This is a genomic window from Amycolatopsis sp. NPDC043885 (genome assembly GCF_056435685.1).
On the sequence record NZ_JBWKEA010000008.1, the window covers coordinates 197,424 to 213,303 of the forward strand.

Annotated in this window: 18 protein-coding genes; 5 read left to right on the top strand and 13 right to left on the bottom strand. The window is 69.1% G+C overall.

Going from position 1 to position 15,880, the window contains the following annotated elements; translation table 11 throughout:
* Positions 1-2 precede the first annotated feature (2 nt).
* The gene (locus AC069I_RS24020; protein ID WP_478266438.1) at positions 3-3,179 is read left to right on the top strand and encodes an NACHT domain-containing protein; all 3,177 of its coding nucleotides are present in this window, start codon (positions 3-5) and stop codon (positions 3,177-3,179) included.
* Positions 3,180-3,182: 3 nt separating this feature from the next.
* On the opposite strand, the gene rdgB is transcribed toward AC069I_RS24020, so the two are convergent.
* From rdgB to AC069I_RS24045, 5 genes are read right to left on the bottom strand one after another with little or no spacing between them, the layout of a single operon-like run.
* Positions 3,183-3,788, bottom strand: coding sequence for an RdgB/HAM1 family non-canonical purine NTP pyrophosphatase (gene rdgB, locus AC069I_RS24025; RefSeq protein ID WP_478266439.1), 606 nt, complete (start codon positions 3,786-3,788; stop codon positions 3,183-3,185).
* A complete protein-coding gene (gene rph, locus AC069I_RS24030) occupies positions 3,785-4,561 on the bottom strand; it encodes a ribonuclease PH (RefSeq protein ID WP_478266440.1) in 777 nt (258 codons plus the stop codon). The genes rdgB and rph overlap by 4 nt, the downstream gene beginning before the upstream one ends.
* Before the next feature lie 23 nt (positions 4,562-4,584).
* Complete coding sequence (locus tag AC069I_RS24035) at positions 4,585-5,352, bottom strand: MBL fold metallo-hydrolase (RefSeq protein WP_478228620.1); 768 nt, start codon at positions 5,350-5,352, stop codon at positions 4,585-4,587.
* 29 nt (positions 5,353-5,381) lie between these two features.
* On the bottom strand, positions 5,382-6,188 hold the full coding sequence (murI, locus tag AC069I_RS24040) for a glutamate racemase (RefSeq protein ID WP_340683698.1): 807 nt from the start codon (positions 6,186-6,188) through the stop codon (positions 5,382-5,384).
* A complete protein-coding gene (locus AC069I_RS24045) occupies positions 6,185-6,850 on the bottom strand; it encodes a rhomboid family intramembrane serine protease (protein ID WP_478228619.1) in 666 nt (221 codons plus the stop codon). The genes murI and AC069I_RS24045 overlap by 4 nt, the downstream gene beginning before the upstream one ends.
* 82 nt (positions 6,851-6,932) lie before the next feature.
* On the opposite strand from AC069I_RS24045, the gene AC069I_RS24050 reads away from it, so the two are divergent.
* Positions 6,933-7,805 carry an arylamine N-acetyltransferase family protein gene (locus AC069I_RS24050; protein ID WP_478228618.1) on the top strand — a complete coding sequence of 291 codons (873 nt, stop codon included), beginning with the start codon at positions 6,933-6,935 and terminating at the stop codon, positions 7,803-7,805.
* Here the strand turns inward: AC069I_RS24050 and AC069I_RS24055 are convergent.
* The 7 genes from AC069I_RS24055 to clpS form a co-directional block, all read right to left on the bottom strand.
* A complete protein-coding gene (locus AC069I_RS24055) occupies positions 7,766-8,479 on the bottom strand; it encodes an aspartate/glutamate racemase family protein (protein WP_478266492.1) in 714 nt (237 codons plus the stop codon). The two genes, AC069I_RS24050 and AC069I_RS24055, sit on opposite strands and share 40 nt — an antisense overlap.
* A 269-nt stretch (positions 8,480-8,748) precedes the next feature.
* Positions 8,749-9,699, bottom strand: coding sequence for a PLP-dependent cysteine synthase family protein (locus tag AC069I_RS24060; RefSeq protein WP_340683700.1), 951 nt, complete (start codon positions 9,697-9,699; stop codon positions 8,749-8,751).
* Between the two features lie 3 nt (positions 9,700-9,702).
* Complete coding sequence (locus tag AC069I_RS24065) at positions 9,703-9,975, bottom strand: MoaD/ThiS family protein (protein WP_478266441.1); 273 nt, start codon at positions 9,973-9,975, stop codon at positions 9,703-9,705.
* A gap of 72 nt (positions 9,976-10,047) precedes the next feature.
* Entirely contained in the window at positions 10,048-10,464 is a 417-nt protein-coding gene (locus AC069I_RS24070; RefSeq protein ID WP_016336788.1) for a M67 family metallopeptidase, read from the bottom strand.
* A 120-nt stretch (positions 10,465-10,584) separates the two neighbouring features.
* Entirely contained in the window at positions 10,585-11,577 is a 993-nt protein-coding gene (locus tag AC069I_RS24075; RefSeq protein ID WP_478228617.1) for a P1 family peptidase, read from the bottom strand.
* A complete protein-coding gene (locus tag AC069I_RS24080) occupies positions 11,574-12,131 on the bottom strand; it encodes a DUF2017 domain-containing protein (protein WP_034308812.1) in 558 nt (185 codons plus the stop codon). Before AC069I_RS24080 ends, AC069I_RS24075 begins: the two co-directional genes overlap by 4 nt.
* Positions 12,128-12,427 carry an ATP-dependent Clp protease adapter ClpS gene (clpS, locus tag AC069I_RS24085; RefSeq protein ID WP_005165655.1) on the bottom strand — a complete coding sequence of 100 codons (300 nt, stop codon included), beginning with the start codon at positions 12,425-12,427 and terminating at the stop codon, positions 12,128-12,130. The genes AC069I_RS24080 and clpS overlap by 4 nt, the downstream gene beginning before the upstream one ends.
* 74 nt (positions 12,428-12,501) lie before the next feature.
* On the opposite strand from clpS, the gene AC069I_RS24090 reads away from it, so the two are divergent.
* From AC069I_RS24090 to AC069I_RS24100, 3 genes are read left to right on the top strand one after another with little or no spacing between them, the layout of a single operon-like run.
* Entirely contained in the window at positions 12,502-13,806 is a 1,305-nt protein-coding gene (locus AC069I_RS24090) for a nicotinate phosphoribosyltransferase (protein ID WP_340683703.1), read from the top strand.
* Between the two features lie 20 nt (positions 13,807-13,826).
* Positions 13,827-14,402, top strand: coding sequence for a nicotinamidase (locus AC069I_RS24095; protein ID WP_007028267.1), 576 nt, complete (start codon positions 13,827-13,829; stop codon positions 14,400-14,402).
* A complete protein-coding gene (locus AC069I_RS24100) occupies positions 14,399-15,052 on the top strand; it encodes a bifunctional 4-hydroxy-2-oxoglutarate aldolase/2-dehydro-3-deoxy-phosphogluconate aldolase (RefSeq protein ID WP_478228616.1) in 654 nt (217 codons plus the stop codon). Before AC069I_RS24095 ends, AC069I_RS24100 begins: the two co-directional genes overlap by 4 nt.
* Before the next feature lie 67 nt (positions 15,053-15,119).
* Here AC069I_RS24100 and AC069I_RS24105 read toward each other — a convergent pair whose 3' ends face one another.
* Positions 15,120-15,785: a choice-of-anchor P family protein gene (locus AC069I_RS24105; protein ID WP_478228615.1), complete on the bottom strand. Its 666-nt coding sequence runs from the start codon at positions 15,783-15,785 to the stop codon at positions 15,120-15,122.
* Between the last annotated feature and the right edge of the window lie 95 nt (positions 15,786-15,880).

A 15,880-nucleotide genomic window follows, 5' to 3' on the forward strand; every position in this document is an offset into this window, starting at 1 on the left:
CGATGACGGGGCTGGAGGGACCCGCACTCAAACTGGGCGGCAGTATCGCCACGCACGCGGCGAAGTCGTGGCTGCAACGACGGCGGAAGAAGACCGAACGCGAGTCCAGCCTCGCCGAACTGGCGGCGGACGAACTCAAAGGGCCGCTGGAACAACGCAAGCTCGAGAATCTGGTGGAGACGATCGGCCTCCAAGTGGCCGAAGAGCTGAAACCGGTCCTCGTCGCACGGTTCTCGACGCTGCCCGAGAACGAGATCACCGCGGCGTTCCTCGCGGTCGAGGACACGCTCGGCAGGGTCGATCTCTCCGATGAAGCCCTCCTGGCGGACGACGCCGACCCGGAACTCCTGGCCCGGCGCGTCCGCGAACAGTTTCCCGCTCGCTCGGCCCTGCTCGCCGGGCGGGCGGCGGATCTGTACGAGCTGGCACTGGATCAGTCTTGCCGCCACCTGGTGATGGTGGTGCGGCACCTGCCGTCGTTCCAGCCGACGACGCTCGCCGAGATCTTGGGACGGCTGACCCGGCAATCGGACCAGCTGGACCAACTCCTCGCGCGGGTCCCGAAGACGAGCCTCACCGCTCCTGCGGGAACCGACCACGACGCGGAGTTCAGGGAGGAGTACCTGAGCCTGCTCGCACGGAAACTGGACAAGCTCGATCTGCTCGGGTTGACCAAGGACGACCAGCCGACGCTGCCGCTGACGGTCGCCTACCTCAGCCTTTCCGTGTCTTCGGAAAGATCGCGCGGCGACGACCGGCCGAAAGACTGGTTCGAGAAGCACCCCGCCCGCCGTGACGGGACGACCATGCGGGCGGAAAGCGCGATCGGTGAGGAGCATCGGACACTGGTCCGAGGCGAAGCGGGTTCCGGCAAGACCACTCTGCTGAACTGGCTCGCGATCAGCGCGGCGGGCGGGCGTTTCACCGGGAAGCTGGCTTCGTGGAACGGATTCGTCCCGTTCCCGATCCGGCTGCGGAGCTTCGCCTCCGGCGAACTCCCCGGCGCCGAACACTTCGTGACTCACGCCGCCCCCACGCTCGCCGGACGGGCACCTGCGAACTGGGCGGACCGCGTGCTGCGAAGCGGAAAGGCGATGATCCTGGTCGACGGCGTCGACGAGGTCGAACCTCCCCGCCGCCGCAAGGTCAAGGACTGGCTCCACGAACTCGGGCTGACCTATCCGGAAGCACGTTTCGTCGTCACCTCCCGGAGCGCAGCGGCCGATCAGCGGTGGCTGTACCAGGAAGGCTTCGGCTCCGTTCTGCTGGAACCGATGAGCGCCAACGACATCCACGCGCTCGTCGACAAATGGTACGAGGCGGCGGTTTCGGTCCGTCCCGAAGAGGATCTCGACGAAGCCCGGCGACGGCTGCTGAGCCAATTGAGCAACCGGCCACATCTGCGCACACTGGCTTCGAGCCCGTTGCTCTGCTCGATGCTGTGCGCGTTGAACTGGGCGCACCGTTCGGAACTGCCGCGCGACCGGATGGACCTGTATCGCAAGGCGTTGTCGATGCTGCTGCACTTGCGCGACACCGCGCGCAGCATCACCGTCCTGCTCACCGAACAGCAGAAACAGATCCTGCTCGGGCATCTCGCCTGGCGGCTCACCTCCAGTGGCAAGGTCGAGCTGCCGAAGGACGAGGTCCTGGAGCACATCGCCTATCGGCTGCGCTGGATCCCGCACGTCGACTACGACGCCGAAGAAGTACTGAACCATCTCCTCGAACGCAGCGGTGTGCTGCGGGAGCCGGTGAACGGCCGGGTGGACTTCGTGCACCGGACCTTCCAGGAGTTTCTCGCCGCGAACGAGGCCACCGAAGCACGCTATCTGGACACCTTGATCGCGAACGCGCATCGGGACACTTGGCGAGAGACCGTGATCATGGCCTGCGGTCACGCCAAACACCATCAGGCCGACAAGCTGCTCACCGAAATCCTCGATCGTGCCGACGCGGAACAGCGGCACACCCGTCGCTTGCGGCTGCTCGCGGCGGCCTGCCTGGAGACGGTCAGCAACGTCGATCCGGCCGTGATCGAACGAGTCGAACAGGTCATCCGAGAGCATCTCGTCCCACCACGAGACCTTCGGGAAACCCAGTCTCTCGCCTCTGTCGGACCCCGGCTTTTGCGCTATCTCCCGGAAAACACCGACGGGCTCAGCGAGGCGGCGGCGGCCGCGGCCGTCCGGGCGGCCACGCTCACCGCGGACGACGACGCCCTGCCGCTTCTGCGCAGCTACGCCCAAGACGGTCGGGAGAAGGTCCAAAAGCAGCTCAGTGAGGCTTGGCAATACTTCGATCCGGAACGCTTCGCCGACGAAGTGCTGGCCGATTCGCCTTTGTGGAACGGCGAGTTCGAAGTCAATGCCGGCAGGCTGGTGCCGTACACGGGAAGGCTTCGCCATCTTGACGCCTTGTCCGTAAGACTCCCCGGCTCCGAGAAACAGTCCGATCTCGGCCTGCTCGCGGACGTCCCCGCTCTTCAGGTAGTCGACCTGGACTTCAACGAAAACGCCGCTGTGGACGTGACCTCGTTGACCGACCACCCGGCGCTGACGGCGGTCAGCTTGCACTTCGCCAAGAAGTACACCGGGCTGCAAGCCCTGAGTTCCTTGGCGGCACTCGAAGAGCTGACCCTCTTCCGGTCCACGCCGTGGCGCGGGCTGGAAGCATTCAGCCGCCTGACGCAGGTGCGTAGCCTGACGCTCGATCACCTGCAGTCAGTCGCAAGTCTCGAAGCCCTCACCGCGATGACCTCACTGACCACGCTCAGTCTGTGGGAGTGTTCTCGTCGCGCACTCGCCGCCACACCGCCGATTCCCGGAATCGACATGTTGAGCCTGCACAGCGAAGTGAAGACCGGAATCACCGCACGGTTGATCGCCGAGACGTTCCCCGGCCTGACCTACCTGTCGGTGACCGCCGTCGACATGACGGATTTGACCCCGCTGGCCGGAATTCCACTGACGTCGCTTCATCTCTCGTACTGCGCTCTGGGCGACCTCGGCCCACTCGCCTCGCACCCCACGCTGAAGGACGTCCTCATCTACGCCGACGACAAGGGGGGCGCGGTGGACGTCAGGCCGTTGGCGGACCTCGACATCACTCTCGTCGCACGACCGAAAGCCCGCATAACCGGACTCGACGAACTCGGGCCCAACGTGCGGATCCTCTGACGGTCAGCCGGCCAGCTTCCTCAGCTCTCCCACCAACGCGCGCAACGCCTTACCCCGATGCGAAGCTTCGTCCTTTTCGGACGGTTCCAGCTCCGCGGAAGTCCGAGTCTCACCCTCGGGCACGAAGATCGGGTCGTACCCGAATCCGTTGGCACCACGACGTTCCCGGATCAGCGAGCCGCGCCATTCCCCGCGCACCACGGTTTCGTCGCCGCCGGGGACGACCAGCGCGGCCGCGCAGACGAAGGCGGCGCCCATGCGCTCGTCGGGGGTGTCGGACAGCTGCGCCAGCACGAGATCCAGGTTCGCCTCGTCGTCGCCGTGCTTTCCCGACCAGCGTGCCGAGAACACGCCCGGCATGCCGTTGAGCGCGTCGACGGTGATACCCGAATCGTCGGCGATGGCCGGGAGACCGGTCGCGGCGGCCGCGTCCTGGGCCTTCGCGAGCGCGTTGCCTTCGAAGTCCGGAGCGGTTTCGGGTGCTTCGGGGAACTCGGGGACGTCGGCGAGGCCGATGACCTCGACGCCCTCGATCCCTTCGGCGACCAGGATGCGCCGGAGTTCGCCGAGCTTCTTCGCGTTGCGGGTGGCGAGGAGCAGCTTGGTCACTTCGCGCCCTTCTTCTTGTCCGGACGCGGCTCGGGAAGCTCGCCGGGATACGGCAACGCGAGGGCTTCGGTCTGGAGACGGGTCAGCTCCTCGCAACCCGCGAGGGCCATGTCCAGCATGCTGTCCAAAGTGGACCGGGCGAAGGTGGCGCCCTCACCGGTGCCCTGCACCTCGATCATGGTCCCGGCGTCGGTGGCGACGACGTTCATGTCGACCTCCGCGCGCGAGTCCTCTTCGTAGGGCAGGTCGAGGCGCACGCGGCCGTCGACGACCCCCACGCTCACCGCGGCGACCGAAGCCGAAAGGGGCTGCGGGTCGGCGAGGCGGCCAGCCGCGCCGAGCCAGGTGACAGCGTCGGCGAGCGCGACGTAGCCGCCGGTCACCGCGGCCGTGCGGGTGCCGCCGTCGGCCTGGATGACGTCGCAGTCGATGACGATCGTGTTCTCCCCCAGCGCCGCCAGGTCGATGCAGGCGCGCAGGGACCGGCCGATCAGCCGGGAGATCTCGTGGGTGCGGCCGCCGACGCGGCCCTTGATGGATTCGCGGTCGCTGCGGGTGTTGGTCGCCGACGGCAGCATCGCGTACTCGGCGGTGACCCAGCCGAGGCCGGAACCGGCCCGCCAGCGGGGGACGCCTTCGGTGACGCTCGCCGCGCACAGCACCCGGGTGTCGCCGAATTCGATCAACACCGAACCCGCGGGCCACCGCTGGAAGCCACGGGTGATCTTGATGTCGCGAAGCTGGTCGTCGTTCCTGCCGTCTTTTCTCGCCACGGCAGCCACTCTAGAACCCCGCGTCAGAGGTCGTAGACGGCGCCCTGCTCGACCAGCTCGGCCGCGGGGAACGCGACGGCCGCCTCGGCGAGGACCGCGTCGCGGTCGGTCCAGGGCGCGACGTGGGTGAGCAGCAGCCGCCCGACCCCGGCCTTGCGTCCCAGCTCCCCCGCTTCCTTGCCGGACAGGTGGACGCCGGCGGGCCGGTCGGGCGAGTCGGTCCACGACGCTTCGGACAGCAGGACGTCGACGCCGCCCGCGAGATCGGCCAGGGTGTCGCAGACGCCGGTGTCCCCGGTGTAGGCGAGGGTCTTGCCGCCGTGCGCGAACCGCAGGCCGAAGGCCGGGGTCGGATGGTCGACCGGGACCGCGGTGACCTCGAACGGCCCGATCTTCATGGGCTCGGCCCGCAGGACGTCGAAGGCGAAGACGTCCGAGAGATCGGTGGTCGCCCGCTCGTCCTCGTTCGCCGCGTACGCGTAAGTGAGCCGCTCCCGCACGTCCGACGGCCCGTACACCGGCAGCCGCCGCGGCCTAGCCGGGTACGGCAGCGCGGGGTGGTAGCGCCGCAGCACGGTGAGCGCGCTGACGTCGGCGCAGTGATCGGGGTGCAGGTGCGACAGGATCAGCGCGTCCAGGTCGAACGGGTCGCGCAGCGCCTGAAGCCTGGCGAGCGTCCCGTTGCCGAGTTCGAGCCCCAGGACGAACCCGTCCGCCTCGATCAGGTAGCCGGACGCGGCGGCGTTGGGCCCGGGGATGCTGCCGGAGCAGCCGAGGATCGTGAGACGCACTGTGACACCTTAAGCACGGAATCGGCGATTTAGGCGCTGGTGGGAGCCAGCACACCCGGAGCGAAGCCCATGAACCGCTGAGCGAGTCTGGTGAACGGCTCGGCGGATCCGGTGGCGACGAACTCGTGCCGCGGCGGGGTGTCGCGCTCGGCGAGGAGGTCGGCCTCGGTGAGGACGCGCACGAGGTCACGCGCGGTCTCCTCGGCGCTGGACACCAGCGTGACGTCCTGGCCCATGACGATCTGCAGCACCCCGGACAGCAACGGGTAGTGCGTGCAGCCCATGACCAGCGTGTCGACCTGCGCGTCCAGCAGTGGTTCGAGATAGCCCTGTGCGAGCCCGAGCACCTGGCGCCCGGTGGTGATCCCGCGTTCGACGAAGTCCACGAACCGCGGGCACGCGACGCTGGTGATCTCGACATCCTGCGCGGCGGTGAAGGCGTCGTCGTAGGCGCGCGACCGCACGGTGCCCTCGGTGCCGATCACGCCGATGCGGCCGGAGCGCGTCGCGGACACGGCCCGGCGCGCGGCCGGGAGGACGACCTCGATCACGGGGACGTCGTAGCGCTCCCTCGCGTCGCGAAGGCAGGCGGCGGAGGCGGTGTTGCAGGCGATGACCAGTGCCTTCACCCCGCCTTCGACGATGTCGTCCAGCGCTTCCAGCGCGTACTGGCGCGCGGTGGCGATGGGTAGCGGACCGTACGGGTTGCGGGCGGTGTCGCCGACGTAGCGCAACTGCTCACCGGGCAGCTGTTCCAGGATCGCCCTGGCGACGGTGAGCCCGCCCACTCCGGAATCGAAGACGCCGATGGGGGCGTCGGCGCTCGGCTTGGTCACACGGCGAGGCTACCGGGACCGGTCGCTTTCCTGGCTTGGGACCTGTCCACCCGCGCCATCAACCAGGCCGCGAAGACCCCGGACAGCGCACCGAACAGGTGACCTTGCCACGAGACGTTCGGATCACCCGGCAGCAGTCCCCAGAGCATCCCGCTCCAGATGCCGAGCAGCACCACGGCCACCAGGATCTGCCCGACAGCGCGGTTGAAAATGCCTCGGACCAGCAGGAACGCGAGCCAGCCGAAGGCGACGCCGGACGCTCCGACGGTCACCGTGCCGCCCGGCGAGATCAGCCAGACACCGACGCCGGAAAGCACCCAGATGATCGCGGTGACCAGCACCCACCGGCCGATGCCCGCGGACATCGCGAGGAAGGCGAACACCAGCACCGGGACGGTGTTGGAGAACAGATGCCCCCAGCCCGCGTGCAGCAACGGCGCCCAGAGCACGCCGTCGAGCCCGGAGAGGTCACGGGCGAGGATGCCGCCCTGGTCGAGGTCGGCGGGCAGCACGACGTCGACCAGCTCGACCAGGTAGAGCAGCACGGTGAAGGCCAGTGCGACGATCGCCGCGGCCCTCGGGTTCGGCGGCAGGACGCGTTTGGCCGGATCCGTACCGGACGGCTCGCTCGCCGGGGCCGGCAGGGGAGGCAAAGTGGTCACCTCCACAGGCTACGACGGCGAACGGCGAGATCGCCTCCGTGAGAACCCTGATTTGTCGGTGGGCGCCGTTACGGTCGATCACATGGGGATTCCTTCTTCCGAGCACGTCGACGTGCCCGCCTACCTCGCGCGACTCGGCCTCGAGCACGAGCCGCCGAGCCGCGACGCGCTCTTCCGGCTGCACGCGGCCCATGTGGAGCGGGTGCCATACGAGGATTTCGAGGTCCAGCTGGGCCGGGTGACGTCCCTGGACCCGGCGGTGTCGTTCGGCCGGATCGCCGCCGGCCGCGGCGGCTACTGCTATCACCTCAACGGCGCGTTCTCGGCACTGCTGCGGGCGCTCGGCTACCAGGTCACCCGGCATCCGAGCGGGGCACAGATGGCGGGCGCGCGGTCCGGGATCCACCTCAACCACCTGGCGCTGACGGTGACCGGGCTGCCGGAGGAACCCGACGCCGGCTGGCTGGTCGACGTCGGGCTCGGTGACGGCGTCCACGAGCCGCTCCCGCTGCGTGAGGGCGAGTACAAACAGGGGCCGCTGGTGTTCCGTATACGGCTCTCGGAGGTCACTCCCGGCGGCTGGCGGCTCGATCACGATCCGCAGGGCAGTTTCGTCGGGATGGATTTCGCGCCGGAGGCGGCCGTGATGGCCGACTTCGCCGAGAAGCACGTCGAGCTGTCCACGTCCGAGGATTCCGGTTTCGTCCGCACGCTGGTGGTGCAGCGGCGCGACGCGGAGGGAGTGGATTCGCTGCGCGCGCTGACCTTGAGCGGTCTGCCGGGCGGCAAGACCGTGCTGGAATCACCGGCCGAGTGGTGGGCGGCGATCGAGGACGTCTTCGGCGTGCCGCGCGGCGGTTTCACCGGTGAGGAACAGGACAGGCTGTGGCGGCAGGCCGTCGCCCAGCACGAACGTCACACCGCGGGAGGGAGTGAGGCCTTGCCCAGCGCGTAGTCCACGGCCGCTTCGGCATGCAGCCTGGTGGTGGGGAAGGTGGGCACCGGGCTGTCCTCGGGGCCGACGAGCAGCTCGATCTCCGTACAGCCGTAGATGACGCCCTCCGCGCCCTCCTCGACGAGCCTCGCGATGACCTCGCGGTACCGCTCACGGGAGTCTTCGGTGACGACGCCGTGGACGAGTTCGTCGTAGATGACCCCGTGCACCGTCTTGCGATCCTCTTCGCCGGGCACGAGCACGTCGAGGCCGTGCGCGGCGAGGCGTTCGCGGTAGAACGGCTGGGCCATGGTGAAACCGGTGCCCAGGAGCCCGACACGCCCGACGCCCGCGGCCTTGATCGCGGTCGCCGTGGTGTCGGCGAGGTGCAGGAGCGGCACGCCCAGGCCGTCGACGAGCTGGTCGGCGACCTTGTGCATCGTGTTGGTGCAGAGGACGACGAAGTCCGCTCCGGCGGCTTCGAGCGTGAGGGCTGCGCGGTTCAGTTCCCGCCCGGCGTCGTCCCAGCGGCCTTCGGCCTGCATCGCTTCGATCTCGGCGAAGTCCACGGAGTACAACACGGTGCGCGCGGAGTGATACCCGCCGCGCAACTCGCGGACGCGTTCGTTGACCAGCCGGTAGTACTCGGCCGACGATTCCCAGCTCATCCCGCCCAGCAACCCGATGACCTTCATACCCGCCATCGTGCCAGCGTCGCCCTTGCGCTGGGTCTCGTGAGTGGTAAGGACGGTTCTAACCGTCCTTGCCACTCACGAGGGGACCTGGGCCAGCCTTAACGTGCCGTTGCCGGCGTTCTGGTGTCCGTGAAGGCCTCCTTCCCTACCTTCAGGGTAGGGAAGGAGGCCTTCACGGACTCACGACCAATGCCGCCACATTCACTAGGTGCCTGAGACACCCTTGGCCCTGACCGTCCTTACCACTCACGAGGCCAGGGTGACGCGGATCAGGCCCAGAGCTGCCCGTCGAGCCTTTCGGCCGCTTCGTCGAGCGAGCCGGAGTACGCGCCCGTCGAGAGGTACTTCCACCCCGCGTCAGCGACCACGAAGGCCACATCGGCGGGCTTCCCCGCGGCGGCGGCCTTCTCGGCGACGGCCAGCGCCGCGTGCAGCACGGCACCCGTCGAGATCCCCGCGAAGATGCCTTCGTGCTCCAGCAGCTCGCGGGTCCGGCGAAGCGCGTCGTACGCGCCGACGGAGTACCGGCCGTTGAGCACGCTCGCGTCGTAGAGCTCCGGCACGAAACCTTCGTCGAGGTTCCGCAGGCCGTACACCAGCTCGCCGTAGCGTGGTTCGGCCGCGATGATCTGCACGTCCGGCTTCACCTCGTGCAGGTAGCGCCCGACACCGACCAGGGTGCCGGTGGTGCCGAGACCGCCGACGAAATGCGTCAGGGTCGGCAGGTCCTTGAGCAGTTCGGGCCCGGTGCCGCGGTAGTGCGCGTCGGCGTTGGCCGGGTTGCCGTACTGGTAGAGCATCACCCAGTCCGGGTTGGCCTCGGCCAGTTCCTTCGCCCGGCGCACGGCCTCGTTGGACCCGCCGGCGGCCGGGGAGAAGACGATCCGCGCGCCGTACGCCTGCAGCAGCTGCTTGCGCTCGGTCGAGGTGTTCTCCGGCATCACGCACACCAGGCCGTAGCCCTTGAGCTTCGCGGCCATCGCGAGCGCGATCCCGGTGTTGCCCGACGTCGGCTCCAGGATCGTGGAGCCGCGCCGGAGCGTGCCTTCGCGTTCGGCGGCCTCGATCATCGCCAGCGCGGGGCGGTCCTTGATCGAACCGGTCGGGTTGCGGTCCTCCAGCTTCGCCCACAACCGCACGTCATGGGTGGGCGAAAGCCGGGGAAGGCCGACCAGCGGCGTGCCGCCGAGCGCGTCGAGCAGCGACTCGAAGCGAGCCATCGATCAGCCACCGGCCACGGCGGGCAGGATGGTCAGGGTGTCGCCGTCCTTGACCTCGGCCTCGAGCCCGCCGGAGAAACGGACGTCCTCGTCGTTGACGTAGACGTTGACGAAGCGGTGCAGCTTCTCTTCCTTGACCAGGCGGGCCTTGAGGCCGCCGTGGCGGGTCTCGATGTCGTCGATCACCTCGAGCACGGTCTTGCCGGTCGCCTCGACGGACTTCTCGCCGTCGGTGTGCGTACGCAGGATGGTCGGGATGGACACGGTCACGGCCATGGTTTTCTACCTCCGGTGGGTTCTCTGCAACGCAGACGTTCTGTTCGGGCCGGGTTATTCCCAGGCCCGGGTTCAGCCGATGATCTCGACGGGCTCCTCGGTGATCTCCCCGTCCACGATCCGGTACGACCGGAACTGGTGCGAATCGGGGTCCTTGGTGGAAACGAGCACGTAGTGCGCGTCGGGTTCCGAGGCGTACGAGACATCGGTTCGGGACGGATAGGCGTCAGTCGCGGTGTGCGAGTGGTAGATGACGACGGGCACCTCGTCGTTGGCGTCCATCTCGCGGTAGAGCTTGAGCAGATCACCCGAGTCGAATTCGTAGAACGTCGGCGAGCGCGCCGCGTTCAACATGGGGATGTACCGCTCGGGGCTGTCCGATCCCTCGGGACCGGCGATCACCCCGCACGCCTCGTCGGGATGGTCACGACGGGCATGGGCGACGATCTCGTCGACGAGTTCACGGCGGATCCGGAGCACGTCGCCCATCTTAGGTGCTGGACGGGGCCGGTCCACACTCTGAGATCGCCGCCACTCATACCCGCGTTTGGTCCTCTGGATGCGGTCCTTGCACACGCAAGGACCGCATCCAGAGGACGAAACGCGTGGTCAGGAGAACGCTTCGGGCCAGACGTCGCGGTACGCGCGCATGTCCCCCGCCGAAGTGGCCGAAAGCACGCCGTGCACCATCGCGCGCCCGAAGACCCGCGCGGCCGCCGAGCACAGTGTGTCCAGCACCAACGCGCGCCGCGCCGCCGCGACGGGACCCGCGCCGCCGGGGAGTTCCCGATCGCCGGTCGCCAGCGCGAACACCGTGTCGCCGTCGAACATCGTGTGCGCGGGCCGCACGGCCCTGGCGAGACCGTCTTGCGCGGCCACCGCGAGCCGCCGCGCCTCCGCCTTGGACAGCGCCGCGTCGACCGCGACCACGCCGATGGTCGTGTTGAGCCCCGCCGCCTTCGCCTCGACGTCACCAGGCCGATCGGGCCAGCGGACGCCGAACTCGCCGTCGACCTCGTGGTCCGCCGCGTACGCGCGCCCCGTCGAGAGATCCACGGCCTCGCCGGCGGCGTTCACGGCGGCGACGACGCCGACGGTGAACTCCCCGACCTTCTCCGAGGCCGTCCCGATCCCGCCTTTGAGTGATCCCGCCTTCGCCCCTGCGCCCGCACCGACGGTCCCGAGCGCGACCGGACCCCCGACGGCCGCTTCGCAGGCCGCATAACCGAAGGAGGCGTCCGGACGGTTGCCCCACTCGCTGCGCGGCAGGTCGAACAGCACCGCGGCGGGCACGATCGGCACCACCTCGTGCGGTTCGGTTCCCACCGGGATGCCCAGGTTCCGCTCGGCGAGCCAGCGCATGACGCCGTCCGCGGCGGCCAGGCCGTACGCGCTCCCGCCGGACAGGCAGATCGCGTTGACGTGCTGGACCAGGTTCTCCGGCTCCAGCAGGTTGGTCTCGCGCGTTCCGGGCGCGCCGCCGCGCTGGTCGACGGCCCCGACCGCGCCGCCGGGGACCAGCACGACCGTCGTCCCGGTCGCCCAGCCGTCGCCGACCCGCTCGTGATGCCCGACCAGCACCCCCGGGACGTCGGTGATCATGACGTCAGCGACTGGATGAGGGTCTCCTGCACCCAGGTCAGCCAGTGGTAGACGCCGAGATGCGGCGCGCGGGGATCGTCCTCGGGCAACTCGTCGGGCATGTCCTCGGTGACGTCGAGCGCGGTGCCCAGCGCCAGCCGGACGTCGTTGAGCGCGCCCAGCCACGCGTCGGCCTGCTCGAAGGTCAGCCGGACGTTCCCGCCGTCACGCGGCAGGGTGTCCAGCACGATCTTGGCGACGCCGACCTTCTTGTCCAGGAGCTCGGGCTCGTGGATCGACCGCATCGCGGCGGCCGAGTCGATGTCCTCGCGGGTCGGGTTGTCCGGGTCCAGCTTGTGGAAGTCCGGCAGCAGCCGGGACAGGACCGGGTCGTCCGGCGATTCGGTCGGGCCCATCCGGATGCCGGTCAGTTCGGCCAACTCGTCCTGCGGCGCCTCTTCGGCGCGCGCGGTGAGCATGTCCTCCAGCTGGCTGACCAGGCCCCGCAGCACCGCGGCCTCCTGCTGCTCGAACCCCGCGACGATGGTGTCGCCCTTGCGGCGCCATCCGTTCATGAAGGCTGCTCCATGGTGGCCCAGAGGCCGGCCGCGTGGAGTTTCGCGACGTCGGTCTCCACCTTCTCCTTGGAACCGGACGACACGATCGCCTTGCCCTTCTGGTGCACGTCGAGCATCAGCTTCGTCGCGTGGTCCCGGCTGTAACCGAACAGCTTCTGGAACACGTACGTCACGTACGACATGAGGTTCACCGGATCGTTCCAGACGACCGTCCGCCAGGGTTTGTCCTCAGAGACGACCTCTACTCCCTGTGGATCAACCTGCGTCTGCTCGGATGCGACAGGCGTGGACATGCACTCCATGGTGTCACGGGCCCGTTCCGGTATGGGCTGGCAGGTCCGGCCATGTGGGTGAATAGGCTGATGCCATGGGTTTCCCCGAGGCGGCCACTGGCGCCAGCACCGCGCTGCTCACCGACCACTACGAGCTGACCATGCTGGCCAGCGCCCTGTCCGACGGGACGGCGGACCGGCCGTGCGTCTTCGAGGTCTTCGCACGTCGTCTGCCCGACGGCCGCCGCTACGGCGTCGTCGCGGGTACCGGGCGGGTCCTCGACGCGATCGCCGACTTCCGGTTCACCGACGCCGAGCTGAGCCAGCTGGAAGCGACGGCCGTCGTCGACGACGCCACCCTTTCGTGGCTCGCGGACTACTCCTTCTCGGGGAACATCGACGGTTACCCCGAGGGCGAGCTCTACTTCCCCGGTTCCCCGATCCTGACCGTCACCGGCTCCTTCGGCGAGGCCGTCGTGCTGGAGACGCTGATCCTCTCGATCCTCAACCACGACAGCGCGATCGCGTCCGCCGCGGCGCGGATGTCCGGTGCCGCGCACGGCAGGCCGATCATCGAGATGGGTGGCCGCCGCACGCACGAGTACGCCGCCGTCTCCGCCGCGCGGGCCGCGTACCTCGCCGGCTTCGCCACGACCTCCAACCTCGAAGCCGGCCGCCGCTACGGGATCCCGACGCGGGGCACCGTCGCGCACGCCTTCATGTTGCTGCACGACAGCGAGGAACAGGCGTTCCGCGCGCAGGTGGACAAGATGGGCACCGACACCACGCTCCTGGTGGACACCTACGACATCACCAAGGGCATCGAAACGGCCGTCCGGGTGGCCGGGACCGAACTGGGCGCGATCCGCATCGACTCCGGCGACGTGGGCCCGCTGGCGCGCAAGGCCCGCGAGCAGCTGGACGCTCTCGGCGCCAAGGACACCCGCATCGTGGTGTCGGGCGACCTCGACGAGCACGCCATCGCGGCGTTGCGCGCGGAACCCGTCGACGCGTATGGCGTCGGGACCTCGGTCGTCACCGGTTCCGGCGCGCCGACCGCGGGGATGGTCTACAAGCTCGTCGAGGTGGACGGCAGGCCGGTCGCCAAGCGCAGCGCGCACAAGGAATCCCGCGGCGGCCGGAAATCCGCGCTGCGACGGCACCGCGAGACCGGCACCGCCGTCGAAGAGGTGATCTGGACGGCCGCCTCGCAGGTCCCGGAACAGGGACCGAACGACCACGAATTGCAGATTCCGCTGGTCCGGGACGGCCGGACGGTGGATGATTTGCCCACGCTGGACGACGCGCGCCAGCGGCTTCGGCGGGCGCTGGTGAGCCTTCCGTGGGAAGGCCTCAAGCTCTCGCACGGGGAGCCCGCCATCCCGACCGTATTCGTCTGAAGAGAACTCAGGAGCAACACATGGGGACCGCCTTGATCGTGGTCGATGTGCAGAACGACTTCTGCGAAGGCGGGTCGCTCGGCCTGCCCGGCGGCGCCGCCGCCGCCGAAGCGATCTCCAAGCAGGCCGCGGAAGGCGGTTACGCGCACGTCGTCGCCACTCGCGACTACCACATCGACCCGGGCGATCACTTCAGCGAGACACCGGACTTCAAGGACAGCTGGCCGCGTCACTGCGTCGCGGGCACTTCCGGCGCGTCGTTCCACCCCGCGCTCGACGTGGTCCCGATCAGCGAGGTCTTCTCCAAGGGCGAGTACACCGCCGCGTACTCCGGCTTCGAAGGCAACGCGCGCGACGGCAAGACGCTCGACGCGTGGCTGAAGGAGCACGACGTCACCGAGGTCGACGTCGTCGGCATAGCGACCGACTTCTGCGTCCGCGCGACGGCGCTCGACGCGGCGAAGGCCGGTTTCAAGGTCCGGGTGCTGCTTGACCTCACGGTCGGCGGCTCGCAGCCGACCGTTGACGCCGCGCTCAAGGACTTCGACGAGGCGGGCGTGACCTACACCGGAAAGGCGCCGGTCCCGGCCGCATGATCCAGCACGACCTCCAGGACACCCTGATCGAAAACCGGCTCGTCGCGATCTTGCGGGCCGCGGAAGCGAGCCGGTTCGCCGACGCCGCCACGGTGCTGCACGCGGCGGGCGTGCGAGTGCTCGAAGCGGCGTTGACCACGCCGGGCGCCACGGACGCCATCGCGACCATCCGCAAGAAGCTCGGCGACGACGCGCATATCGGCGCCGGCAGCGTGCGCGAGGTGTCCGATGTGGACAAATCGGCGGACGCCGGCGCGACCTTCCTGGTCACGCCGACGGTGAACCCGCTGGTCATGGAGCGCGCGCACGAACGCGGGCTGCCGGTGATCTGCGGCGCGCTGACCCCGACCGAGATCGACCAGGCGTGGCGTCTCGGCGCGGCGGCGGTGAAGGTCTTCCCGATCGCGGCCGTCGGCGGGATCGCCTACCTGCGGGCGGTCCGGGCGCCGATGCCGGACATCCCGCTGGTGCCGACGGGCGGCGTGCACCTGGCCGACGTCGCGAAGTACCTCGAGTCGGGCTCGATCGCCGTCGCGGCCGCCACGCCGCTGGTCGGTGACGCGCTCACCTCGAAAGGGTCGCTGACAGATCTGGCGACCCGCGCGAGTGAGTTCGTCGCGGCGGCCGCGAAGTACGTCTCGCGCACCTAGACGCATTTCGTCCTCTGGATGCGGTACTTGCGTGTGCAAGGACCGCATCCAGAGGACGAAATGCGGCTTAGGGCTTCTTCTTGCCGTACGGGTCGCAGCGCGCGGTCCCGAGGTAGATGTCGCCCTTCGCCGGACCGCCGCCCTGCGGGAACAGCTTGATGTGCAGCATGTGCGTCACGAGGCTCCCGTCGGGCGGCGTCGGCGTGACGGTCTCGTTGACCGTGAGCGACGCCAGCGCCGTCCCGCCCTTGCCGCCCGCGATGGTCAGCCGGTAGTTCTGCGGGATGTTCTCCGGCAGAGTGAACCCGGTGACGTCGCCGAACTCGATGTAGCCGAGGCTGCCGTCCTCGGTGGTGCTGCACTTCGCCATGAACGTGCGAACCTTGATCACCGGACCGCCGAACCGCTTGAGCAGGGTGGTCTCGAACCGCCGCCCGGCCGCCTCGCCGACGGCCACCTCGCCGTTCCGGCCGCAGCGCGACTCACCCCCGCTGAACCGGGCGAAGTCGCCGACGACGCCGCCCTGGGTCTTCGCGGTCAAGGGACCGTCGACGTCGCACGGCGCGAGTTCGCCCGTGACCACGTGCTCGTCGCCGATCTCCACGTCGAGCGATCCGACCGACGCGGCCGCCGTCGCGGGGGCGGGCCCGGCCGACGCGACCGCCGGACCTCCCGCCACCAGCGCCCCGGTCAGCATCGTCACCGACAACAGCCTCGAAACGGGTTTCCTCATGTCCGGCAGCCTCCACCAACCACCGGTCCCGTGCAGGGTCATGCCACCCGGACGAGTGGACGCGCGATGACCGTGAGGTGGCCGACATTCGGTCC

What these genes read in the sequence shown, in the direction of transcription:
- AC069I_RS24020 (WP_478266438.1), top strand. Translation starts at nt 3, where the DNA reads ATGACGGGGCTGGAGGGACCCGCACTCAAACTGGGCGGCAGTATCGCC.
- AC069I_RS24050 (WP_478228618.1), top strand. Translation starts at nt 6,933, where the DNA reads ATGGGGATTCCTTCTTCCGAGCACGTCGACGTGCCCGCCTACCTCGCG.
- AC069I_RS24055 (WP_478266492.1), bottom strand. Translation starts at nt 8,479, where the DNA reads ATGAAGGTCATCGGGTTGCTGGGCGGGATGAGCTGGGAATCGTCGGCC.
- AC069I_RS24060 (WP_340683700.1), bottom strand. Translation starts at nt 9,699, where the DNA reads ATGGCTCGCTTCGAGTCGCTGCTCGACGCGCTCGGCGGCACGCCGCTG.
- AC069I_RS24065 (WP_478266441.1), bottom strand. Translation starts at nt 9,975, where the DNA reads ATGGCCGTGACCGTGTCCATCCCGACCATCCTGCGTACGCACACCGAC.
- AC069I_RS24070 (WP_016336788.1), bottom strand. Translation starts at nt 10,464, where the DNA reads ATGGGCGACGTGCTCCGGATCCGCCGTGAACTCGTCGACGAGATCGTC.
- AC069I_RS24075 (WP_478228617.1), bottom strand. Translation starts at nt 11,577, where the DNA reads ATGATCACCGACGTCCCGGGGGTGCTGGTCGGGCATCACGAGCGGGTC.
- AC069I_RS24080 (WP_034308812.1), bottom strand. Translation starts at nt 12,131, where the DNA reads ATGAACGGATGGCGCCGCAAGGGCGACACCATCGTCGCGGGGTTCGAG.
- clpS (WP_005165655.1), bottom strand. Translation starts at nt 12,427, where the DNA reads ATGTCCACGCCTGTCGCATCCGAGCAGACGCAGGTTGATCCACAGGGA.
- AC069I_RS24090 (WP_340683703.1), top strand. Translation starts at nt 12,502, where the DNA reads ATGGGTTTCCCCGAGGCGGCCACTGGCGCCAGCACCGCGCTGCTCACC.
- AC069I_RS24095 (WP_007028267.1), top strand. Translation starts at nt 13,827, where the DNA reads ATGGGGACCGCCTTGATCGTGGTCGATGTGCAGAACGACTTCTGCGAA.
- AC069I_RS24100 (WP_478228616.1), top strand. Translation starts at nt 14,399, where the DNA reads ATGATCCAGCACGACCTCCAGGACACCCTGATCGAAAACCGGCTCGTC.
- AC069I_RS24105 (WP_478228615.1), bottom strand. Translation starts at nt 15,785, where the DNA reads ATGAGGAAACCCGTTTCGAGGCTGTTGTCGGTGACGATGCTGACCGGG.